This is a genomic window from Rhodococcus sp. IEGM 1305, from assembly GCF_030058635.1.
Lineage (GTDB): Bacteria > Actinomycetota > Actinomycetes > Mycobacteriales > Mycobacteriaceae > Rhodococcus_F > Rhodococcus_F opacus_D.
Map to the genome: position 1 here is coordinate 127483 of NZ_JASHKX010000013.1, position 22832 is coordinate 150314.

The 22832-nt window shown below is 63.7% G+C and carries 17 protein-coding genes and 3 pseudogenes; 14 read left to right on the plus strand and 6 right to left on the minus strand.

The window, feature by feature from the left end:
* Positions 1-6: 6 nt before the first annotated feature.
* From QM693_RS19925 to QM693_RS19955, 7 genes and pseudogenes are all read left to right on the plus strand, one after another.
* The gene (locus QM693_RS19925; protein ID WP_141476709.1) at positions 7-411 is read left to right on the plus strand and encodes an SCP2 sterol-binding domain-containing protein; all 405 of its coding nucleotides are present in this window, start codon (positions 7-9) and stop codon (positions 409-411) included.
* 28 nt (positions 412-439) lie between these two features.
* Complete coding sequence (locus QM693_RS19930) at positions 440-1966, plus strand: aldehyde dehydrogenase family protein (protein WP_283353223.1); 1527 nt, start codon at positions 440-442, stop codon at positions 1964-1966.
* The gene (locus tag QM693_RS19935; protein WP_283353224.1) at positions 1963-3066 is read left to right on the plus strand and encodes an NAD(P)-dependent alcohol dehydrogenase; all 1104 of its coding nucleotides are present in this window, start codon (positions 1963-1965) and stop codon (positions 3064-3066) included. Before QM693_RS19930 ends, QM693_RS19935 begins: the two co-directional genes overlap by 4 nt.
* A gap of 212 nt (positions 3067-3278) precedes the next feature.
* Complete coding sequence (locus QM693_RS19940; protein WP_283353225.1) at positions 3279-3710, plus strand: ester cyclase; 432 nt, start codon at positions 3279-3281, stop codon at positions 3708-3710.
* Positions 3711-3963: 253 nt separating this feature from the next.
* Positions 3964-5274, plus strand: coding sequence for a lipase family protein (locus tag QM693_RS19945; protein WP_283353226.1), 1311 nt, complete (start codon positions 3964-3966; stop codon positions 5272-5274).
* Between the two features lie 306 nt (positions 5275-5580).
* Complete coding sequence (locus QM693_RS19950) at positions 5581-5724, plus strand: hypothetical protein (protein ID WP_283353227.1); 144 nt, start codon at positions 5581-5583, stop codon at positions 5722-5724.
* Between the two features lie 144 nt (positions 5725-5868).
* Positions 5869-6242, plus strand: a pseudogene (locus QM693_RS19955) (IS6 family transposase); the annotation flags it as partial.
* A gap of 901 nt (positions 6243-7143) precedes the next feature.
* Here QM693_RS19955 and QM693_RS19960 read toward each other — a convergent pair.
* Positions 7144-7695 carry an ATP-binding cassette domain-containing protein gene (locus QM693_RS19960; RefSeq protein WP_349307510.1) on the minus strand — a complete coding sequence of 184 codons (552 nt, stop codon included), beginning with the start codon at positions 7693-7695 and terminating at the stop codon, positions 7144-7146.
* A gap of 289 nt (positions 7696-7984) precedes the next feature.
* On the opposite strand from QM693_RS19960, the gene QM693_RS19965 reads away from it, so the two are divergent.
* Both QM693_RS19965 and QM693_RS19970 read left to right on the plus strand, forming a co-directional pair.
* Positions 7985-9586 (plus strand): AMP-binding protein, encoded by a 1602-nt coding sequence (locus QM693_RS19965; RefSeq protein WP_283353229.1) that lies wholly within the window; start codon positions 7985-7987, stop codon positions 9584-9586.
* Positions 9587-9647: 61 nt separating this feature from the next.
* Positions 9648-10634: an NAD(P)H-dependent flavin oxidoreductase gene (locus QM693_RS19970; RefSeq protein ID WP_283353230.1), complete on the plus strand. Its 987-nt coding sequence runs from the start codon at positions 9648-9650 to the stop codon at positions 10632-10634.
* A gap of 144 nt (positions 10635-10778) precedes the next feature.
* On the opposite strand, the gene QM693_RS19975 is transcribed toward QM693_RS19970, so the two are convergent.
* Positions 10779-11381 (minus strand): TetR/AcrR family transcriptional regulator, encoded by a 603-nt coding sequence (locus QM693_RS19975; protein WP_054248762.1) that lies wholly within the window; start codon positions 11379-11381, stop codon positions 10779-10781.
* 242 nt (positions 11382-11623) lie between these two features.
* Here QM693_RS19975 and QM693_RS19980 point away from each other — a divergent pair, with 242 nt between their 5' ends.
* Together QM693_RS19980 and QM693_RS19985 are read left to right on the plus strand one after the other, a co-directional pair.
* Positions 11624-12859 carry a serine hydrolase domain-containing protein gene (locus QM693_RS19980; RefSeq protein WP_283353231.1) on the plus strand — a complete coding sequence of 412 codons (1236 nt, stop codon included), beginning with the start codon at positions 11624-11626 and terminating at the stop codon, positions 12857-12859.
* Positions 12860-13099: 240 nt separating this feature from the next.
* A complete protein-coding gene (locus QM693_RS19985) occupies positions 13100-13870 on the plus strand; it encodes an IclR family transcriptional regulator (protein WP_283353232.1) in 771 nt (256 codons plus the stop codon).
* 1126 nt (positions 13871-14996) lie between these two features.
* Here QM693_RS19985 and QM693_RS19990 read toward each other — a convergent pair.
* Together QM693_RS19990 and QM693_RS19995 are read right to left on the minus strand one after the other, a co-directional pair.
* The gene (locus QM693_RS19990) at positions 14997-15749 is read right to left on the minus strand and encodes a hypothetical protein (protein ID WP_283334062.1); all 753 of its coding nucleotides are present in this window, start codon (positions 15747-15749) and stop codon (positions 14997-14999) included.
* A 278-nt stretch (positions 15750-16027) separates the two neighbouring features.
* Complete coding sequence (locus QM693_RS19995) at positions 16028-17203, minus strand: DUF4238 domain-containing protein (protein ID WP_283353233.1); 1176 nt, start codon at positions 17201-17203, stop codon at positions 16028-16030.
* Positions 17204-17244: 41 nt separating this feature from the next.
* Here QM693_RS19995 and QM693_RS20000 point away from each other — a divergent pair, with 41 nt between their 5' ends.
* Positions 17245-17751 (plus strand): hypothetical protein, encoded by a 507-nt coding sequence (locus tag QM693_RS20000; RefSeq protein WP_283353234.1) that lies wholly within the window; start codon positions 17245-17247, stop codon positions 17749-17751.
* Between the two features lie 235 nt (positions 17752-17986).
* Here the strand turns inward: QM693_RS20000 and QM693_RS20005 are convergent.
* A pseudogene (locus tag QM693_RS20005) lies at positions 17987-18879 on the minus strand (helix-turn-helix transcriptional regulator); the annotation flags it as partial.
* Positions 18880-18886: 7 nt separating this feature from the next.
* Between QM693_RS20005 and QM693_RS20010 the strand changes: the two are divergent.
* Positions 18887-19194, plus strand: a pseudogene (locus QM693_RS20010) (IS1380 family transposase); the annotation flags it as partial.
* 258 nt (positions 19195-19452) lie between these two features.
* Here QM693_RS20010 and QM693_RS20015 read toward each other — a convergent pair.
* A complete protein-coding gene (locus QM693_RS20015) occupies positions 19453-19602 on the minus strand; it encodes a hypothetical protein (RefSeq protein WP_283334057.1) in 150 nt (49 codons plus the stop codon).
* Positions 19603-20016: 414 nt separating this feature from the next.
* Between QM693_RS20015 and QM693_RS20020 the strand changes: the two genes are divergently transcribed.
* The gene (locus tag QM693_RS20020; protein ID WP_283353235.1) at positions 20017-21342 is read left to right on the plus strand and encodes an MFS transporter; all 1326 of its coding nucleotides are present in this window, start codon (positions 20017-20019) and stop codon (positions 21340-21342) included.
* Positions 21343-22832 lie beyond the last annotated feature (1490 nt).

Below are 22832 nucleotides of genomic sequence, written 5' to 3' on the forward strand. Positions count from 1 at the left end.
ACCACCATGAGCTACTTCACCGACGCCGCCGAGGTCTACCGCTACCTGGGTGGAGTCTTCCGCGCAGCCAACGACGAACCGACCGCCGGCCCGGCGCTCAAGGAAGCCGACATCATCCTCCGACTCGACTACACCAACCCCGATTCGTCGATCACCGTCGCACTGAAGCCAGAAGGCATCGAGGTGATCGAAGGCGAAAACGACCTCATCCCGGACGTCCGGTTGGCGATGTCCGCCGACAACGGCAACAAGTTCTGGCGCGGTGAGTACAACGTGGCGGTGGGGTTGGCCAAGGGCCAGGTCAAGGCCAAGGGCCCGGTGTCGAAGATCCTCAAGCTGATTCCGATCTCCAAGCCGCTGTTCCCGATCTACAAGAACCTGGTCGCCGAGAAAGACGCCCAGCACAGCTGATCCCCCGGCACCCGAGCAAGGACATCGCATGACAGCCACACCGCACTACACCCAGTTCATCGACGGTCATTGGGTCGATACCGACCGCACGTTCGACATCATCGACCCCGCGAACGGCGAACTGGTCGCCACCGCCGCCCGCGGCTCCGTCGAGAACCTCGACCAGGCGGTCGCCGCAGCCCAAGCCGCCCACGCCCGGGGCGAGTGGCGCTCGAAGACGCCGGACGAACGCGCCGACATCCTGTCGGCGATGGTCGCCGACCTGTCCGAGCGCATGGACGAACTGGTCGCTCTGCACGTCAAGGAGAACGGCGTCACCATCCGCCAGGCAATGGCCTTCCACGTCGGGTATTCGATCTCGCACCTGCAGTACTTCGCCGACCTGGCCCGCACCTACGAATTCGAACGATCCGGTCCGCAATTGTCCTACCCCACACTGGCATCCGGGATCGTGCGCCGGGAACCGATCGGTGTGGTCGGCGGCATCGTGCCGTGGAACTTCCCGCTGCTGCTTGCTGTGTGGAAACTCGGTCCCGCCCTGGCGGCCGGCAACACCATCGTGCTCAAGCCCGACGAAAAGACGCCCCTCACCCTGCTCGAACTGGCCAAGTCCGCAGAACGAGCCGGGCTGCCGAAAGGTGTCCTCAACATCGTCACCGGTGCCGGTGAAGAAGTCGGAGCCCGTCTCGCCGCCCACCCGGACGTACGCAAGATCGCCTTCACCGGGTCGACGGCGGTCGGCCGGGAGATCAGCAAGCTCGCCGCGGAGAACATCAAGAAGGTCACCCTCGAGCTCGGCGGCAAGGGACCGAACATCGTGCTCGCCGACGCCGACATCGCCTCCGCGGTCGACGGGGCACTCTTCGCCTGCTTCCTCTACGCCGGTCAGGCGTGCGAGTCGGGAACCCGGTTGCTGCTGCCCGAGAGCCTGCACGACGAATTCGTCGACCGCCTGGTTCAGCGGGCGGCGACCATCAAGGTCGGCGACCCGTCTGAGTTCGACACCGACATCGGCCCGGTCATCTCCGCGGAGCAACATGCCCGGATTCTGGACTACATCGAAATCGGCCAGAAGGAGGGCGCAACCCTCGCGTTCGGCGGTGAACCGCCCACCGGAGCGCAGTTCGAGCAGGGGAACTGGGTGCGCCCGACGATCTTCACCGATGTCACGCCCGACATGCGCATCGCCCGTGAGGAGATCTTCGGTCCCGTCCTGTCGGTTCTGAAGTACCGCACCGTCGACGACGCCGTCGCGATCGCCAACGACTCCGAGTACGGATTGTCGGCCGGGGTGTGGAGCGAAGACCTCGAGGCTGCACTCGACGTCGCGGCGCGAATCGAGTCGGGCACCGTCTGGATCAACGACTGGCACATGGTCAACGCTCTCTACCCCTTCGGCGGTTACAAGCAGAGCGGGAACGGCCGCGAACTCGGACCCCACGCGCTCGACGAGTACACCGAGGAGAAGTTCGTCCACGTCGACCTCTCACGCTCCCTCGATCGCAAGGTGTACGACCTCGTCCTGCCCGCGGCCCAGTCGGCGGTGGACCGATGACCCACGCACGTGTCGCGCTGTTCGAGGCGCCGGACGAGAAGCTCACGGTTGTCGATGTGCAGGTCGGTCCGCTCGCCGAGGACGAGATCCGGATCCGCGTCGCCGGCGTCGGGATCTGCCACACGGACCTCACCGCTCTGCGTGGCGGTGTTCCCCTGCCCTTGCCGGCGGTGGTCGGCCACGAAGCATCCGGGATCGTCGAAGAGGTCGGGGCCGAGGTGACGACCCTCGTACCCGGTGACCACGTCGTGGTCAGCTTCGACTCCTGCCGAACGTGCACTCAATGCACCTCGGGTCGGCCGGCCTACTGCGAGCTGTTCGCGGCGCTGAACTACTTCGGCACACGCCTGGACGGCTCGACCACCATGAGCCGGGACGGCGAACCGGTCCACGGCAACTGGTTCGGCCAATCCTCATTCGGAACCCACGCCGTCGCGAGCGTACGCAACGCCGTCAAGGTCGACGAATCCTTGCCCCTACACCTGTTGGGGCCCCTCGGCTGCAGCCTGCAGACCGGGGCCGGCACCGTGATGAGTGTCCTGCGGGCAAAACCCGGGCAGAGCATTGCGGTGTTCGGTCTCGGCGCTGTCGGGCTCAGCGCTCTCATGGCGGCCAAAGCGCTCGGCTGCACACCGATCATCGCAATCGATCCGAATCCGGAACGTCTGAACCTGGCCACCGAACTCGGCGCCACCCACACCCTCGACCCCAATGCGATCGACGACCTCGCGTGGGCCGTCACCGACATCAGCGCCAACGGTGTCGATTTCAGCGTCGACGCCGTGGGGCTCGAGTCCGTCGTGCAACAGGCGCTGGCAGTGCTGCGCTCCCCAGGCATCTGCGCCACCCTCGGACTACAAGGCCTCGAAAACGACATCGTGATCGACCAAGGCCACCTACTACTCGGTCGCACACTCACCGGCGTCATCGAAGGCGACGTCGACCCCCACCAGTTCATCCCCCAGTTGGTCGACCTGTGGAAAAACGGACAGTTCCCCTTCGACAAACTGATCGAGACCTACACCCTGCCGGACATCAACGAGGCCATCGCGGCAGCCGCCGCGGGTTCGGTCATCAAACCGGTGATCGTATTCGACTGAACACAAGATACCGGGAAACATGCTCGATCATCGTGGCGAGAGTGTCCCGCCTGTCTGTGACGCCGCGTGGGCGGTCCGCAACGGGACCGCCCACGCCACCTCGCACCGACCGGCGCAGTGCCTTTCCGGGCTCAGGACCACGCCCCAACCATTGGTACACAAACCCCATCCATTAACACATCACCGTGTTCAATCATGAAGGATCTGACTCGATGTCTATCGACACCCCTGCTGTCACTTCTGATTTCATAGAGAATTTCTTTGCCTACGTCGATGCGCACGATTTCGACCGGGTCGAATCGATGCTTGATCCCGAGTGCGAGATTGTCGCTCCTGGATTCACTCAGGTCGGTGCCCCCTATGTGTGCCTGTGGATGGCGGGGTTCTTCGCGACGTTTCCCGACCTCCGCCATCATCCACGCCGCGTTGTGGTCGATGGCGACGAGATCGCCTTCGAACTGCACGTGACCGGGACGCACACGGAAGACCTCCCGCTGCCCGACGGCTCGAGCATCCCACCGACGGGGCGGTCCCTCGACATCACCCTGGGAGAATTTTGGACACTCGCCGAAGGTCGGGTGAAGAACTACACCGTCTACTACGACCACCACGACTTCCTCACCCAACTGTCTGCACTGGATTGAACCTCCGGCCAGGAATCACATCGGGGAAATCCCGGATCGGGGCCAAACAGCTCCGCCGATTGTTCCTGCTCTGCAGGTGGGAACACCGCGGAATGCTCAGCATCCGTGGCCATCTCATCCCCGAAAGCTACCGAAAAATGCTGACCTCATCGCGGCATACCTGGAGCCGCGGCGCATCGCTTGCTCAGCAGACGTTCATCCACGCAACCTCCGTTCGGGGGGTGGTGGTGCTACAGCGAGGATTGCCAGAGTCATGATCCACAACATCACTGATATCCCTAGGAGAGTTCGGATGAATCGTCATCGTTTTCGCGCCGTGACCGCCGCAGCAGTCACGCTCGCTGCGGTGGCCATGTTCGGGTCGGCTGGACAAGTGGTGGCGGAACCGGCAACCGCAGCCGCGGCGGATTTCTATCTCCCACCGAATCCGCTGCCCGCCGGTAACAGCGGGGATCTGATCCGCAGCGAACCCTTCCGCCCGCTGGGTGGTTCCCCGTTGGCGACTCTGGTGCCGGCAGCGTCCGCCACCCGAATCATGTATCTCTCCTCCGACACCGTCGGCGCACCGGTCGCGGTCACCGGAACGATTCTGGAGCCGACCGCAGCGTGGTCTGGATCCGGGCCACGCCCCCTCGTCAGCTATACCTTCGGCACCATCGGCGCGGGCGACAATTGCGCCCCCTCGAAACTGATCGCCGACGGCATCACTACCGATGGTGCCGGAACACCGATGCCCAACCTATACATTCTCGACGTCGTGTCGCTGCTGGCACGCGGCATCACCGTCGTGGTCACCGACTATGAGGGGCTGGGCACCCCGGGCGCACACACTTACCTGCAACCGGTACCCGAAGCGCACGCCGTCCTTGACGCAACACGCGCCGCCATTCGCTCCGGCGCAGCGACACCGCATGCGCCGGTGGGAATTTGGGGATACTCACAAGGCGGCTCGGCAGCCGGTGGCGCCGCCCAACTCGCCCGCAGCTACGCTCCGGATCTCAACCTCGCGGGCACCGTTGTCGGCGCACCGCCGGCGAACGTCGCCTCTACCCTGTCGAACCTCGACGGCAAAGCGCTCACCGATGCGATCGGGTTCTTCCTCAACGGCCTGCTGGCCAGCCACCCGGAATTCACGGATGCGGTCACCACGATGCTCAACTCCGACGGGATCGACTTCCTGCACCGCACCGCAACCGAATGCGACGTGAACGCCCTGCTCCATGCCTATCAGCCCACCAGCTCGTTGACGGTCAGTGGCCGACCCATCACCGACGAACTGCAAGCCAATTCCGCGATCCGGGCTGTTCTCGACAGCTTCAACCTGGGCAAACTAGCCCCCGCTGATCCCGTTCTCCTCGCTCAGAACGTCAACGACGACGTCACCCCCGCCGCGGACACCTACGCCTTGGAGAACGCCTGGCGTGGTGCCGGCGCCGACGTGACCGTCGCACACCTCGACACGCCCCCACTGCTACCGCAACTCGGGGCCGCGGGGCATGCGGCCGGGCTTCTCCTCGACAACCCGACCGCTGTGCAATGGCTCATCGACCGGTTCAACCATTGACACCCTGGCCGATCGGCAACCGAAGCCGCGGTCCCGTAGGGCCGGTGGTCGCGGGTGACGCGGTGCTCGCCGCGACGGCGGTGTGGGCGGGGGCCAGACGATCGACATGCGTTGAGGACACTTCGAGCTGGCGGCCACGTTCGACCGCGGCGCGGGCCGTGTCCTCGGCTGCGGTGAGGTCAGTGGCCAGAGGCGCGTGACACGATCGGCGAGGACCTTCCGATCACGCAGAAGGTTCTTCGAGACAAACCACTCGGCACCGGCATCGACGCTGCCATCAGAGCATTTCTCCCCGAACCGCTCCACATGGAGGCCGTCAAAGATGTTGCCACCGAGCTGAAGACGACCGGATCCGCCACCTTCGGCAAACTGCTCAAGACCCTGCTCGACGAGGTGACTGACCAGCTCGGGGATATCGAACAGCAGTTCTCGAAAATCGACCAAACCTGAGCAGGGTGTTCGAGGAACACTCGGTGCCGGCCGCAATGGTGTCGGTGTGAGCGGGTGCGCCGTTGTACGTTCGCACCCGCTCACATACCCCGGCGCGCATCGTCAACTTGGCTGTGCGGGTGACCGCTGGGAGGATGGGCGACCGTGACCAGCGCAGATTCGTCGTACAAGGGCTTCCGCTACCCGAAGAATCATCAGCCACGCCGTGTGGCTGTATCACCGCTTCGCGTTGAGCCTGCGTGACGTGCAGGAACTGATGTTCGAACGCGGCGTCGTGGTCTCGCACGAGACGATCCGGCAGTGGTGCGCGAAGTTCGGCCAGTCCTATGCCAACCAGCTGCGCCGCCGCAGGCCCGCCTGTCGACAAGTGGCACCTCGATGAAGTGTTCATCCCGATCAACGGCGAGCGGATGTACTTGTGGCGTGCGGTCGACCAGGACGGTGTGGTGCTCGACATCCTCGTCCAGTCGCGTCGAAACGCCAAGGCTGCCAAGCAGTTCTTCCGTAAGCTGCTCCGCTGCCCCCGACAGCGCGGTGTCGGACAGGTTGCCGTTTTGGGGATCGACCGCAACAACGGCATGCGTGCCCGCATCCGCGGTAGGGCACCCCGGCACAACGTGGGTCTCGAATGCCGGCGCGATACGCCGCAACCGAATCACCCCGGGCCGGCCGGCCACGTCGAATGTGGCGACGACCTGCGCCCACCGAACATAGGCACACGGTTGGCAACTGACATGGTTGGTGGTGCACGGCAACGCCCGTACCACACTAAGTCCTTCCTGGTCGGTCCTCGACCACCGCAGCCGCACATGGACTCCGTCCAACATGTGCAGGGTGACGTCGCCACAGGTGAGGCCGACGAGGTCGCTGCGCCGGAACGCCCCGGCGAACCCCATCAACAGCAAGGCAGTTGGAACCTACAACAACGACGGTGTAGGTTCCAACGTCCGGTGTCAGTCGTTGATCTCGGCGACCTGGGCTTTCCAACCTTTTGCCGGAAGTTTCGTCGGATTCCTCGGCGCCTGGGCAGCGGAAACGTGTCTTGTTAGGGCCTCCTACCGACACGGAACCGTGGAACCTATTGCAGGATCCACTCCTCGGCGTCAGCCCTCTGCGCATCCGACCTGCAGGTTCTCAACATCGTGTGAGTGCGCAATTCTCACGAACTTGTCGGAATCCTCAGCCCGGTCGCTATCCCGTAAGCCGATCGGGAACCGCCACGGCGTGCTTGGCATCGGAGGGACCGGGTTTCACCAGTGCCCATTTGCCGGCGACTGCACTGGTTCGGCACGCAGCTCGGCGGCCCGTGCCGCGGACAGGTGGTCTCGTCTTGCCGCTGCGAACCAGCCTTTGCCGGCCCAGGAGTGCTCGAGGATCGTGAGAACCTGCCGGTGATCCGTTTTCACAGCTGCCGGGCAGTCAGAGCCTCGGAGTACTCAGCCAACTCCCACAAGACGTCCTCCGCGTCCTCATCGCACGCGTCACACCCGCACGCAGGGAGCGCGATGTGCGACCAACTCCACCAACTCGACTGTCCGTGACTTCGACGGCGGCGGGGCCACGGGTGACAGTCACCTCGAACCGGCGCTCGAGGTCGGGCTCATCGAGCAGCAGCACCGGTGGCTGAGTGAGCAGGGAGCGGGCGATCGCGGGCCGTTGCCGTTCGCCGCCGGACAGCCAAATCCTGTTCTCCCCGATCTGCGAATTCAGGCCGTCGGCCTCGGCCGCCGGCAGCCTTGTACTACCGCTCGGGACTGTGCCCCGGAATTTAGTAGTACCGACTGGTTTACCTAACCGTTTGGTACTGCTAGATTCGGTGTTCGCGCCGTCCCGATGACGGCGCCTCTCAGGATCGAGGTAGTCGCGATGTGGCATTACCGGATATTCGAATGTCGGCACACCCGGCCTGGCGGACGCGGCTATAAGGACCGATCGACCCGCCCGGCCCCCACGTGCACGGATAGCGCACATCGCTACGACGGCACCGAGGCTCGGGCGCACGGTTTGGTCGACCGCACCGCCCCGGCCGACGGTGTCCTCTCTTCGATACCGCGCTCGAGGTTGCCACCCTCTGTTGGGGAAGGATTCCGACACCCTGGGGACGATCAAGGCAACCGTCTTCCCCTCGGCGGTCACTGCCCTCGGCAAATTGCAGGGGGACCGGACCGCGGCACCCGGCACGGCGTCGACCGCTTTCGGCGTCCACTTTGGTCGCCTGATCACAACCGTCCCTCACCTCGCCGAAATGGAAGGTACATCCGTGAGTTTCACCAGCCCACACCCTGACGTCGTCATCCCCGAATCGAGTCTGTACGACCTTCTTTTCGGCACCTTGTCCGACGAAGAATTGCAACGGACCGCGTTCCGCGACCGGAGCTCAGATACAACCGTCGAGTATCGCGACCTGGTGGCACGCATCGATGCGGTAGCCGGCGCACTCACCGCCCAAGGCCTGACTGTCGGCGATGTGGTCGGGCTGCACGCCCCGAACTCACCGGAGTTCGCGGTCGCGTTTCACGGCATCCTGCGCGCAGGAGGGACTGCGACCCCCATCAATGCGCTCTACACCGCAGAGGACATCACCAAACAGCTGACCGACTCCTCGGCGTCGTTCCTCTTCACCACGTCGGCGCTCCTTCCTCAGGCGTGGTCCGCGGCTCGCGCTGCCGGAATCGGCGCACACCGAGTCCTGGTTCTCGATGGAACAGGCGACGAACACCCGTCACTACAACAAATGCTGGCACAACAGATTCCGGCACCCAAGGTCGATTTCGACCCGGCAACACATCTCGCAGTGCTGCCATACTCGTCCGGGACCACGGGCCGTCCGAAGGGCGTCCGGCTCACCCACCGCAACCTGGTCGCCAACCTCTGCCAAATTCAGCGATGGCTCGGAATCACTCCGCAGGAACGTGTCCTGGCCGTCCTTCCGTTCTTCCACATCTACGGATTGACCGCGGTGCTGAACGCAACACTGCATCAGCGAGCCACGCTCGTCACGATGCCTAAATTCGATCTGGTCGAGTTCCTCCGCACCGTTTCGGAAGAAGAATGCAGCTACATCTACATCGCGCCGCCCGTCGCGGTGGCCATGGCCAAGAACCCCATCGTCGATGACTACGACCTATCGAGCGTCCGAGTGATGCTGTCGGGCGCAGCCCCACTCGACGACCACCTGGCTCGAGTGATCGAGAAGCGGCTGGGATGCAAGGTCCTGCAGGGATTCGGAATGAGCGAAATGAGTCCTGCTAGCCACCTCATTCCTCTCGAGAGAGACGACATCCCCCGCAACTCAGTCGGATTGACCCTTCCCAACATGGAATGCAAGCTGATCGATCCGGCCACCGGCGAGGAGATCGCGTATCCGGCCGAGGGGGTGTCGAAGCCTGGTGAGCTGTGGTGCAAGGGCCCGAACATCATGGCCGGATATCTCGGCAACGACGAAGCAACCGCCGAGACCCTCGATGCGGACGGCTACCTACACACCGGCGACATCGCGACCGTCGATTCGGAGGGCGTGGTGACGATCGTGGACCGAATGAAGGAACTGATCAAGTACAAGGGTTATCAGGTGCCACCCGCCGAACTCGAGGCGCTGCTGCTCACACACCCGCAGATCTCCGACGCCGCCGTCATCGGAGTGTCGAACGGCGAGGGTGAAGAGGTGCCGAAGGCGTTCGTCGTCAAGCAGCAGGGCACCGAACTGGACGAGGCCGCAGTCATCGCGTTCGTCGCCGAGCGGGTGTCCCCACACAAGAAGGTCCGCAAGGTGCAGTTCATCGACATCGTGCCCAAGTCCGCGGCGGGCAAGATTCTTCGCAAAGACCTCCGGGCTTCGGAAGCCGGCTCACTTGTGCCGTGACAATCCCTTTCCGTGCAGTGACAATCACTTTCCCGAACTGACTTCCCGACAAGGAGTACCCATGAGCCTGCCCCTCATCCTGCAAGACCGGCTTCGCCTGCCCGTCGTCGCGTCGCCGATGTTCATCGTCTCGGGTCCCGACCTGGTGATCGCCCAGTCGACGTCGGGCATCGTCGGCTCCTTCCCCTCCCTGAACGCCCGCCCGCAGCCCGTCCTGCGTGAATGGCTCACCCGCATCACCGAAGCCCTCGCCAAACACGACGCCAACAACCCGGAGACACCGTCCGCGCCGTACGCGGTCAACCTGATCGTCCACAAGAGCAACGACCGCCTCGACGAGGACCTCGCGACCATCGTCGAGTTCGAGGTCCCGATCGTCATCACGTCCCTCGGCGCCCGCGCCGACGTCAACGACGCCATCCACAGCTACGGCGGCATCGTCCTCCATGACGTCATCAACAACAAATTCGCGAAGAAGGCCGTGGAGAAGGGCGCCGACGGCCTCATCGCCGTCGCGGCCGGCGCGGGCGGACACGCGGGCACCCTGTCGCCGTTCGCGTTGATCCAGGAGATCCGCGAATGGTTCGACGGGCCGGTCCTGCTGTCGGGCTCCATCGCCCACGGCCGCTCGGTCCTCGCCGCGCAGGCCGCCGGCGCCGACCTCGCCTACGTCGGCTCCGCGTTCATCGCCACCGAAGAGGCCAACGCAGACCAGGGCTACAAGCAGATGATCGTCGACTCCACCGCGTCCGACATCGTCTACTCCAACCTGTTCACCGGGGTGCACGGCAACTACCTGCGCGGCAGCATCGAGGCCGCCGGACTCGACCCGAACAACCTCGCCGTGTCGGACCCGTCCGCCATGAACTTCGGTGTCGGCGAGGACGCGGACACCGCCGCGAAGACGGAAGCCAAGCCCTGGCGCGACATCTGGGGCGCCGGACAGGGCATCGGCGCCGTCGACGCCGTCGTCCCGGCCGCGGAGATCGTCGAACGCCTCACCCGCGAGTACGCGGCCGCGAAAGATCAACTACTACAGCAGGCCTAGGGTCCTCCAGTCGAGATCGACTCCAGCTCGGCCATGCCGGGCCAGAGTCGATCTCGCCCATCGGAATCGGAGACCGCACCGATACGGCGCAGGGTCGTTACCCTTTGCCGAACCAGGGGACACGACGTGCGTGTCGGTCCTCGGTCACCGGACTCTTGGACGGGCCACCAGATCGACAGTAGATTCGAAGGCCCGATCGACCCGGTCGCGGTCCCTGGTCATGATGAGATCCAGCTGCAGACCACGCACTTGCGCCAAGACGAGCGTCGACATTGTCGAGGCTTCGTCGGGCGGCCACCCTTCTTGTCCCAACCGCTCTTCGACGGGCAGGAGCCAGTCGTTGATGATCGACTGCACGAGCCGCCCCCCACGGTCGGGGTCCCGCGCTGTGCGCCCGACAAGCTCGAACAGCAATACGAACTGGCGTTGCTCGCGCGGCTCGCACAACCGGCGCCACACGATGCGAACGAAAGCCGCTGTCGAATCCGCGGCGCGCAGTTCGGCATCGGTTCTCAGTCGTTCCTGGAAATCGGCATGAATCTTCTCCAGCACCTGCAGCAGCAACTCATCCTTCGACGAGAAGTGCCGCAGCAAAGTCGCGTGCGTCACACCGAGCGCATGCGCGATCGGACGCAAGGACACATCCCCGAAGCCGTGATCGAGAACGTACTCCGTTGCCGCCGCCAGCAACTCCGGGCGTCGGTGCTGGTAGCGAAGGGTACGACCGTCCACACGCTCTGCGTTCATCACCGAATCCTAACCTCACCGGAGAATCAAAATTATGGGTACCAAATGGTTGTGCTAACCACTTGGTACTGCTAAATTTCAGTATACAGCAGATGAACGAATTTGCCCGACGCCCCGTTCGGCCGGAAACACCTCCGCGGCGCCCGGCATCTGCGCTCCCATGACAGGTGGCTGCTCTCGACGGTGCCAGCACCCACCCCGAACCGCCTATATGGGATTACTTTCCGCCAACAGTGCCGACTGTGTGGTCCCGCTTCCGCGGGAACAGATCCGGGCAAGCGGCCCCCTGCCGTCCCGGCAACCCCTACCTAAGGACGACCATGACCGACCAACTAATCGCCAAGCTCGCTGGGCTGGGTTTGTTCACCGGGGCACCCCAGCACGACAACTTCTGTCGGCTGGCGAGTGTTCTCCCCGCTAGCGAATTGACACCATCGTCGACACCGTACGAATGGCCGGCCGGTGACACGATTGCACTGCCGGAAACGTATGAGTTCGGGGGCATGTCTAAGTCGTTCGAGGACTTTTTCGTCGAGACCGACACTGCGGCGCTGCTGGTACTTGTCGAGGGAGTCGTCCGTCACGAGCGCTACGCACTCACCGGTGGACCTGATGTTCCGTGGATCTCCATGTCAGTCGCGAAGAGTTTCATCTCGACACTGGTCGGTATTGCCGTCGCCGAGGGCCACATCAAGAACATCGACGACTCCATCAGCGCCTACGTACCCGTTGACCCGGGCTCTGCGTACGACGGCGTCCCGATCAAAGCGGTCCTACAGATGTCGTCCGGTGCGCGTTGGAACGAGGATTACCACGACCCTGAGTCGGATGTGTTTCGCCTCAACGCTGCCATGGGCGGCATAGGCACCCTCGACGAGTTCGTCGCCGGCGTCGTCCGCGAGAACGAGCCAGGCACGATCTGCCGCTACAACTCCGGCGACACTCAGGTACTGGGTTCCCTGCTGGTGCGGGCGACGAACCGCTCGATCACCGATTACATGCAGGAAAAGCTGTACGAACCGCTCGGCATGACCTCACCTGGGCACTGGTTGGTCGACTCGGCCGGCATGGAGGTCGCTTTCGCGGGCCTGAACATGACTGCCCGGGACTTCGCAAAGCTCGGCGAGCTGTACCGCAACGGCGGCACGTGGCAAGGCAAGCAGATTGTCCCGGAGGAGTGGGTACGCAATTCCGTGGTCCTGAGCGGCACGCATCTGCAGCCCGGACAGCCGATCGTCGGGACCCACCGATTTGACCTCGGCTACGGCTACCAGTGGTGGATTCCCGCCGGCAACCGTGGCGAGTTCAGCGCCATCGGCGTGTACAACCAGTTCGTGTATGTCGACCCGTCGACGAATGCCGTCATCGTCAAGCTGTCCGCCAACCGTGCCTACGGAACTACCGACAGCGAATCCACCAATCGCGAGAGTGAGACAGTCGCCTTCCTCCAATCCATCACAAGTCGCCTACGGAACTGACGATCAGGCCCGCATGGACGTCGTCGATCCGGCGACTGCGGAGGTCATGGCAACCATCCCTCGCCGCGAGGCCAGCGTTGTTGCGGTGAACGGCGAGGGAAACAACCGACAATGGCCTCAACGCGTTGCCTGCCCGACCCCGGCCCGACGTCGACGCCAATCAGTCGACAAACCACGGGGCCGGGCCCACAACCGCTGCGGCGCAGAATGTCACAGCAACAACTCGTATCTGGATGAAGCGTGAATGCTCAGACTGCGGCCTCCGCCCCTGCTATCTCGGGACGTCAACCACGGGCGATCCAGAACGCGTTAAGAATCCTCGCGGAAGTGGCTCGCGTGGGCGAAGGAGTAACAGCCAGAGACATCACAGACACACTGGCCATACCTCCCGCGACCGTATACAGGGTGCTGACGCTTCTGGTCGACGACGGATTCGTCCTTCGTCGGCCCGATCGTCCAGGCTGCTTCGCACTGGGCCACAAGGTCGCCGCGCTAGCCAACACCGCCATCAGACCAACGGTGTGCACAGCCGCCCGCGATCTCCTCACCGAGCTACGTAACGAGATCCGCTTCGGTGTCCGCCTCTACTCGTACACCGACACAGTGGTACGCCTGATCGCCCCGGATCCGGAGTACCCGTGCCGGTCCGACGAGAACTACCTCAACCAGCACCTCCACGCCAGCGCCGTCGGCAAGCTGATCCTTGCCGAGAAGGACAGGCTCGACTCGACCTTCCAGCGCGGAGGCCCCCAACCGCTCACGGTCCGGACCGTCCACGTGCGCAGCGAACTCCGCAGGCACCTCGACCTCGTCCGCGATCAGGGCTATGCCACTCAGGTCGGCGAACTGCGCAATGACTCTGCCTGCGTCTCAGTGCCAATCCGATCCGCTGCCGGCACCCTCGTCGCCGGCCTGGTTATATCCGGACACATCAACCATTTCCACCTGATGTTTCACCACATCGACGCACTGCGAAACCAAGCAGCTCACCTGTCGCTACTGCTTTCGTGACCAGTAACCACACGGCCCTGAACAAAGGTGTCGACTTCGCCGGCCCGGTCGGCACTTGTCGGCTACACCCGACGGGGCGGGGGTTGGCTACCGTTTGCCAAACCACCAGCGGGACGAGATCGCCGCCGAGCGCATGTACGGCCGCCTGCAACCCTCGTGCCGGAGCGGGATCGCTGACCGGTTAACGATCGTCACATGGTGGAACCCATCGCACGGACGGCGCAAGATCCGATCCGCCAACTTCCGGGCGTCACGAGCACACAATGGAGTGTCCGACGATCGCGTCACGATGAGCACGGAGAGACTGATCGCATGGTCCGAGTATTCATCCACCGAGCCAGCTCAGTGGCTCGCTCCTTTCGCGTATCCCCACGTCTATGACCAGGAGGGACACGCATGGATGTCGTCCGTATTCGATACTACTGTTCGAATACTGCATCCCGCTCACTACGGACAGAACCTAGTTCGATGGCATGACGTGGCGACCTTCTACGGCACCGTGCTCACACCCACGTCCAGATTCGACCAGCTCGTCGGCGACCAGCCTGCCAATGTGTTCGACAATGTCTACGACCGGTATCCGAGCCTGGGCGGCCCTCCGCACGAGGTCCTCCGACCACTCGAAGAACTACTCGCGGACGCCGCTCAGTTTGGACTGATCTGGGAAGGAATCGCCGAAGTCAGCGTCGAGTGGAAGCGTGCCGCGAACGAGAAAGGACCCGACTTCACCTATCGCACCGCGCGAGCGGATCACGACCTCCCTGACTTCCCCAATCCGTACCTATGCCCCAACTTCTGGTGGCCAGAAGACCGACATGGTGCGTCGCGACCGGAATCGACTCGGACAGCACCCTGCTTGCGACGAACGACGGGGCGATAGTCGACGCCGTTCTCTCCGATCGGCGACTCGAAACATTGAGCTTGAGAGCAGAATAGGCTGGCGAGCTGTCTTCCCTTAGGCCGAACCCTCACCGGCGCGTTCTGGAAAGGGGTGTTCACCGGCATCGGTCTGAGCTGGCGGATCGCCGTTTGACCCGTCCGGTGAAGATCGCCGGTTGGGTGCAGCGGATTCTCACTGTCGTTGCAACACAGGCCTATTGAAATCTGGGTCTTCCCAGCTCACGGGTTACGTTACCGCAGTCGGCATCGCGAGTTCCAGCGCAGTACGGCGCCGGTGAGCAGTGGCCCGTCGCTCGGCATTGAACACCGTGGCGGGAGTTGCGTACTCCAGGTTCTTCCGTGGGCGAGTGTTGAGCTCACGCGTTACCGACCGCCCCGGCTGCAGGGTCGAGGGCAGGTTGACCGCTTCCTGCGGCACCGTGTGCGGGAGGGTGACCGTGCAGTAGAGGATGTGGCCTCGGTCGTTGAACCGTTCCGCGGTCTGAATCGCCCGGTCCACACGCTGGACCTGGGACCGCATCTTCTCCTCCAGCTGCTGCGCGTCACCGCGTGCATTCGACAACGCCTCGCCGACCGTGTTCCACCGGTCCGGGTCATCGATCAGGGTCTTCACCGCGGTGTAACCGACGGCCGGCAACCGCGACTGCGCCTTGAGCTTGTTCACCGAGCGCACCTTGCGCTGACGTGAACTCGGAGGCTGGCGAATCGAATCCGGGATCGGCAGCTCGCGGCGTTTACGTTCGGAGACCTCGGGCACGGCCGCTCGCGGGAAGGCCCGCTCCAGGTCCTTCCGAGCACGGGTGAATTCGGCGTCCTCGACCATCCGGTCGAGCTCCCGCGCCGAGTCACGCTCCTGTGCGCGGTCTTTGTAGGTGTCGGCGGAACGATGGCCGGCGGGCTTCGATGCGGGCGTGGTGCTGGTGCCGGCCTCCGGGTCCAGGCGGGTCGGAGGCGCGTCCGGGCTCACGTTGTACGCCACCAGATCTCCTCCCGCTGCGTCGAACACACCCCAGATATGACGAAGCGTGGCAGGCATTAGTGTCCAATTGACGGCCTGCCACGCTCGGACCCAACCTGCAAGTCGGGTCTACCGAGAGAGAAGCATTCCGGTGACCAAACCAGTAACTCGCTCCCACGCGTGTTGCCGGCCTCTCGACCGAACGCAACTCAGACTACCGAAACCTACTGGCCCAGTTCGACCCACATCGGTCAGGACTCGGAAGACCGGAGACCTCGACCTCAGTGACTTCGGCCATCCTAGTTTCCGTACCATCGCGGCACGGGCCAAGGCGGTGCCGTGTGCAGGTCGACCCACCGCGTACGAGGAGCCGCATCGGTAAGGAGTTCTTTCAAGGCTGATTGCGGACTGAGGCGTGCGACTGTCTCGTCATCGAGTTCCTGCCGCTCGGGCCATGGGGGAACCTCGATCTTGACCGCGATCTCGTCTCCGGGCCGCTCGAACGTCGTCTTGGTGGCGGCTGCGACGACCTCGGTATTGATGCTGTCCGTTTCGGTGTGGTCGAGCCGGTACGGGCCACGATGGTGCAGTCCGGGCTTCAACATCACCAACACCTGATATGGATTCAGCGGGTAGAGGGCGACCGCACTGTTCCCAGCCACACCCGCGCGGTCCCTGGTATTCGGAGGCCCCGCGAGGAAAATGACCGGGTCATCGCAAGTGACGAGAGGCGCGTCCGTGCGGTACACGGCCCATTCTCGGAGATGAAGTCCGAGCGCCGTGACGTTCTGGACGTCCTTGATCATCAGGTCGAGGGCCTCGTGCTTCGGGTCGTCCTGCCGCTTGGACATCGATTCCTCGATCGCTTCCGGGCCGAGACCTGATTGCTTCAGGAACTCCCGCTTGGCCGCATCCGGGCCGTTGACGAGGACCAGGGTGCGCTCACGGTTACTGACCGTCCGCGTGATCTGCATGCCGAGGAATACGGCGAGGTCCTTCTTCAGGGCATCGTCCGAAACCACTCCAGCGCCCCACTTCTCAAGCGAATCCAGCCGGTGCGCGCAGGTGTCCTCAATGCGGGACAGATGCTTCTCGATCCACTTGAGCGGGGTGTCCATGGTGCTGTCGGTTGCCGGGAGGCTGTAGAAGTTCTTCTCGTGTGCCACATCTTTCGGTGGCTGGGGAGGATGCACGTCGCCGGTGTCGACCTGGACGGGTTGTACCAACTTGTTGACGGCCCATCGGCGCAAGTACATCTGCGGTACGTAGTGGTGTTTTTTCGCCGTCTCGTTTTCGGCCTGACGCTTCGATTCGGCCACGAACTCGTCGGACAGCCATTCGTGCTCGAAACGCATGGTCATGATGGCGTCCATCAACCCGGGGTACATGCGGCCGAGCCTATGCGGGTATTCTGACAATTCCATTCTTCCTTCGCCGCATACGCCGGAAGGCTGGCCGGGGCTCGAGGCCGACAAGCCTGCGAAGGTTGTCGACAGCGGGTGAGAGACTGCTTCGCGTGCATGCGTTCATCGACGAATCCAAACGGGGCGAGTACACCCTGTGCGCCGTGACCGTCGCCCCCGGCGACCTCACGAGCATCCGCAAGCAGATGAACGCGCTCCGGCCGCCCGGGCATTCGCGGATCCACATGACCGGTGTCGGAAAGAAACTGGCCCCGAAGATCGTCTCCGAAGTGGCCCGGCTCGAAGCGACCAGCCGGATCTACCTGATGACCTCGAAGAAGGTGAATGAGCGGCAGGCCCGCGACGTCACCCTGACCGCTGCCGTCCGCGACCTGGCACAAATGTCGGTGACCAACGTGGTCATCGAGTCCTGCGATCAGGACCGCGAAGACAACCGCATCATCCGCGACGAACTCGGTGGCAATCCCCCGTTCGTGTACACCCACGACCGGCCCACCAACCCGCTGCTGTGGATCCCCGACGTGCATGCGTGGGCCTGGGGGCGAAGTGGCAGCATGCGAGCGAAGATCGCGCACCGCGTCACCGTGGTGAGGCTCTGAAGAGACGAAGAAGGCCCCTCCGGATCGGAGAGGCCCCTCGTGTGAGGTGGGCGCGCAAGGCTGGAAACCGCTTGGTGGGGCTGCCTACAGGGGTACTTACGCCCCGGAGACCTCCTACACGAACCACTTCCCTCGGCTACTGCCTCGGGCACTCACATTATGTCGGTCAATGTTGCGTCGACGCAACCGCAGCACGGTTGACCTGGGCGTACGCCGCCTAGATGGTTTGTGGTCTCTAGCTTCGGCCGAGCGCTGGTTGTGCCTCGCCGGAGACAATCCCCGCCCGGATCCCGATCGCGCTGGCTTCGCCCCGGTTGGCGACGTCGAGTTTCTTGAGCACGCTCGCGACGTGGAATTTGATGGTGCTCTGGCTGATTCCGAGTTCCTCGGCGATGGCGCGGTTGCGTTTTCCCATTGCCAGGTGGGCGAGGACTTCGAGTTCGCGGGGGTTCAGGGTGGACAGCAGGTGCTCGTCCGGTCGGACGGCCGGTGGATCCAGGGGGATGGTCAGGGTGACCCGGCTTCCCCATCCGGCGATGGATTCGATGTCGATCCGGCCACGAAGGGTGTGCAGCCGGCCAGCCAGCTGGCGTGTGAGGGCTGTTCGGTCGATCTCACCGGGCCCCTGGTCGCGCACCTCGATGAGGACGTTGTCGCCGTCGCAGTCCCACGCGATCCGCATTCGGGTCAGCACCGGTTGGGCGGTGAAGGCCAGCACGATGGCGCGGACCATCGCCCGCGCCGCGTGCGCCACCTCACCAGGGAGCGGACGGCCGTCGGCGGGTGGGTCGACGTAGTCGACGTCGACGTCGACGTCGCGGTGACGTAGCAGGGGCCGAGTTCGCCCTGCAAGCGTGCGAATGCGGTGGTGACCGCCTCCTCGGAGTGGGCGCGGTCGGCGGCACCCGCCGATCGCAGGGCGATCAGTGCGGCCGATGCGGTCTCGCTCGCGGTGATGCGCGACCGACGATCGTCGAGGTCGTTCGAGCGGAGGGTTCCGAGGATCGACGACAGCGTTGCCTCGTGCACCTCCGTCAGTTCGGCGATGGTGCGGGCGCGTTCAGTGGACGCGGCTCGTGACTCGGCGAGATAGTCGGGGCTGGCCTGTGCCACCTGGTGCTGGATGGAGGGCTGAAACGCACTAATCGCCACGAGCACCACCGACGCCTCAGCACCGGTGATCGTCGGACAACGACTGCGGCGCGGTGTGTGCGGATCGCCACGAGGGGCGCACGGATGATCGCCGACGCCCTGGCCGCCGTCGACCGCCTCCGCGCAGCCTCCGCCGAATCGGTCGCGGGCACCACACCGCGATCGGGGCCGAAAGCCCTGGTCCGTGGCGCTTCGGCGTTCTACGGGCACCCCATCATCGGCGCCGCGATCCGCTCCGGCGCCGACGTGTCGGTCACTCTGCGACTGACGAAAACCGTCAAACGAGCTGTCGGGGACGCCGTCTCGGGTTCGTCGCTGCGCGTAGAAGAGATCTTTGAGGTCGGTGTGCTTGTGGGTCAGGTTGTTTCGTTTCGCCCCGGCTTCTTGTGCGAGGCTGACGATGTCGAGCTTGTCCGACGAGCGCAGCGGTGTTCCTCCGAACAGTCGTTGCATGGCCGCGGTGATGGCACGCCGGTCGTCGTCATCGGTCAATGTCCGTCTCCTCGCGGTTCGTGATGCGGGTCTGCTGATGCTGCTCGACGAGTTTGTTCAGGTGGGCGGCTCGTTGACCGAGGCGTTCCCTAGCGGCACCGGGGTGGCCGGCTCGACGATTTCTTCGCGGAGCAGGGCGATCTTGCTGCGCAGTGCGGCGATGTGGGGTGGCGGTGCGCGCGATGTTCGCTGCAGACCGGATCGCACCGGTCGATTCGATTGCTTCGTGTGGAGCCTTGACAGGCAAGTGCTCGTCTGATGTGATCACCCTCACTTAAGTCTTACATATAACAGTCAGTGGATACATCGACAAAGGATGTAACTATTAGACATTTCTGCCAGCGCCTCGTTAAGCCACAGAAAGGTAGCGATGTACCAACCCAACCTGAGATCTGCAGTTGCTGCGACTGCCCTCGTTCCCCGCTCGGAGGTCGTCGTAGTACCTCTGAACTAGAGCACAAGAGCAATCCGGAATTGGCTACACGGTGCTGACCGCAGGCACCGCGGTCAACTGCACAGGTGCAATTTCGCAGATAAGGAAGCACTATGACACGGTCCCGACCATCCACGACCGGTGAACTCCGCACGGCACCGACCCCGATCAGAGCAACTCTTGCTGCGGTGCTCGGCCATGTGGTCGAGTATTACGACTTTGCCGTATATGCGCTGTTAGCGCCCGTTCTGGCCCAGGTCTTCTTCCCATCGGACAACGAGCTGAACTCGCTCCTCGCAACATTGGGCGTGTTCGGCGTGGCATATTTTGTGCGCCCCCTCGGCGGCCTGCTCTTCGGGCACCTCGGGGATAGGATCGGCCGCAGAAATACATTGTTGGCCGTCATTCTAATGATGGCTGGCGCCACGACGGCGATGGGTCTGCTGCCGACCTATAACCAGGGTGGACTTGTCGCCCCGATCTTGCTGATCGTGTGTCGTTCGCTGCAAGGTCTATCCGCAGGTGGTGAATATGGCGGTTCCGCAAGCTTCGTCGCAGAGCATGCGCCGCCCGGCCGCCGTGGCTTCTTCACGTCGTGGTTGCACGGCAGTACCGGCATCGGCTTGACCTTGGGCGCGCTGACCGCCTTGGTCCTCAGCGCGGTGGTGTCACAGGACGCGCTCGAGTCCTGGGCATGGCGGTTGCCTTTCCTGCTCGCTCTCCCGCTCGGCCTGGTCGGCCTGTACCTCCGGCTGAGGCTGGACGACACTCCGGCTTTTGAAGCTGCGAAAAAGGCCGGAACAATTCCGAAGCTGCCATTGGTGGAGGCCGTCCGCCTGCACTGGCGCGCCATTCTCACAATCGCCGGCATGGTCCTTCTCCTCACGGTCTCGCTCTACGTCAGCTTTACCTACGTCACCACCTACTTGAAGACCTTCCTGGATGTTCCGCTGTCACGGTCGTTGCCAGCCGGCATCGCAGGCATGTTGACCTTCTTCGTCCTAGCGCCGGTGTTCGGGGCGCTTTCCGATCGCGTCGGCCGGAAGCCAGTACTCGCTGGTGCGGCAGTCGGGCACATAATCGGTATCTATCCGGCCTTCCTGTTGTTGCAGAATCGCAGCTTCGTCGCGATCCTGTTCGCGTACCTGATACTTGGGACCCTGTATGCGGGCTATGTGGGGCCGTTCACTGCCGCAGTGACGGAACGGTTCCCGGCGAACGTCCGTGCGGCCAGCCTTGGCATCGGGTACCAACTGCCCGTCTGCGTCTTCGGAGGGCTCTCCCCCCTGATCCTGACCTATCTGACTGACGCGACCGGGGTGATACTTATGCCGGCCTACTACGTGATCGGTGCCGCTGTCATCTCGCTGCTGGTCACGCTCTTGATGACGGAGACGGCCGGGAAAAATGCCGTGGAGCTCGATGCTGTAGTCGGCACCGCACACGCTGACCGCCTCGGCTCTGAGCAGGGCGCTGACGAAAATGATGAGCATCGGGCACACCAGATCCGGTGAGTCTCGGGCGAGCAAGTCGGACGGAAGGTTTCAGGTCGATATCGTTGGGTGCGGGTCATCCGGTTCAGATCGTGCGCGGGATGCAGCAGATGAGCATGCCCGAACCTGCGCCCAGCGCAACGTCACTGGATCGGGGCGATGTTGCGCCCCGGATCTGACACAGCCATGAGATTCATGAGAGTTGGCGAAATATCCAGAGGAGCTGAAAGAGCGCGACGCGGTTGGCAATCGAAACACGTCGCCACCCGGGATCCCGGACTTTCTCGTGTCCGTTGACAGGGGGCGATGCGGAGCGCTGACAATTGCACTGCCCGAGCGGCAACACGAGTGGATAAAGACAGCAGGACTCCGGCTCCCTGCCCGGCGGCGCCCGGCGCGCCGCCGGGCACTATGAGCACTTGCCGGACACCACGTTCGACTGGGACGGTGAGATCGCTCCACAGTCTGAGAACGAACGACACCGGCACCCTGATCACCTCCGAAAAGTGCATCTTCTGGCACAGGAGATCGCACCCAGGTAGTGGCCCACGGGGGTCGACGTCCAACCCGTTGTCGGTGATTCACACACCGGTGAAGTCGTCGCCTCACTCACCGTCGAAGGTCACCCGACGCTGGCTCGGTGGCCCCGGCAAGCTCAGCCCACCCTGATCGCTCCTGAGGTAGCCAGCCGGTACCGCCACAGCGTCGAGTGGTCAGACGACCACTGGCAATGGCGCCTTATGACCGCGACGCCCATTACGCAAGGCGACCTGGAGCAGATTCGTAACTCCATCCAGGGATGACGGATTAATGGGGTCAGTGTTCAGGGGTGTGGGCCGACACACATCGCCGACCGAAAGCCGAACCTCGAGCGGGCATGTTTACCGAACCCGGGTTGCTGACCGGGCATGTTTACCGAACCCGGGTTGCTGACACTGAGGCGCGATCCCGCAAGCGGATCGTCGTCCGGTTGGCGAACCCTTACGTTCCAGCAGCGGGAGGAGTGGGCTCGACCCTCATGTGGGTTGAGGGACGAAGCCAGGCGGTGCTCGGAACAGCCCACTCGGCGACACCGATGTACGGGCCGGAGTGGCAGTGTGTGTATCCGGTGGTGTCACCTCCCGTAGGGAACCTGCGATATCAGCGGCTCAGAGCAGTCCACTGAGCGATACGTGGACCGCGTCCCACTGCTGGGCGATCGACGGCCAATCGGGAAACACGGTCCCGCCGTGCTCGCGGGGACGCGCCTTCAGCAGCGCCTCCCAGGCGAGAGCTGAATCGACTCGCGCGATCCGCGCATTCGCGGGGTCGAAATGAACGTCGTAGCGCAGGGGACTGCGCTCTGCGTCGTGTTCGCCATGGAGCAGCCAGGCATCGTTTCCGCAAGCAAAACTTCGTCGCCGTCCACAAGGCGCCGTACGGTAAAGCGCTGGGTCGGTGGCGGTTAGCGACGCTTAGAGCGTGTCTCATGTGGGGAGCTTCTTGAAGCAGGTGAGTGCGGCGGCGAGGTG

Excerpts from the sequence above, each read along its gene's own strand:
- QM693_RS19930 (WP_283353223.1), top strand. The coding sequence starts at position 440 with ATGACAGCCACACCGCACTACACCCAGTTCATCGACGGTCATTGGGTC.
- QM693_RS19935 (WP_283353224.1), top strand. The coding sequence starts at position 1,963 with ATGACCCACGCACGTGTCGCGCTGTTCGAGGCGCCGGACGAGAAGCTC.
- QM693_RS19950 (WP_283353227.1), top strand. The coding sequence starts at position 5,581 with ATGGAGGCCGTCAAAGATGTTGCCACCGAGCTGAAGACGACCGGATCC.
- QM693_RS19945 (WP_283353226.1), top strand. The coding sequence starts at position 3,964 with ATGATCCACAACATCACTGATATCCCTAGGAGAGTTCGGATGAATCGT.
- QM693_RS19970 (WP_283353230.1), top strand. The coding sequence starts at position 9,648 with ATGAGCCTGCCCCTCATCCTGCAAGACCGGCTTCGCCTGCCCGTCGTC.
- QM693_RS19940 (WP_283353225.1), top strand. The coding sequence starts at position 3,279 with ATGTCTATCGACACCCCTGCTGTCACTTCTGATTTCATAGAGAATTTC.
- QM693_RS19925 (WP_141476709.1), top strand. The coding sequence starts at position 7 with ATGAGCTACTTCACCGACGCCGCCGAGGTCTACCGCTACCTGGGTGGA.
- QM693_RS19975 (WP_054248762.1), bottom strand. The coding sequence starts at position 11,381 with ATGAACGCAGAGCGTGTGGACGGTCGTACCCTTCGCTACCAGCACCGA.
- QM693_RS19960 (WP_349307510.1), bottom strand. The coding sequence starts at position 7,695 with ATGTGCGCTATCCGTGCACGTGGGGGCCGGGCGGGTCGATCGGTCCTT.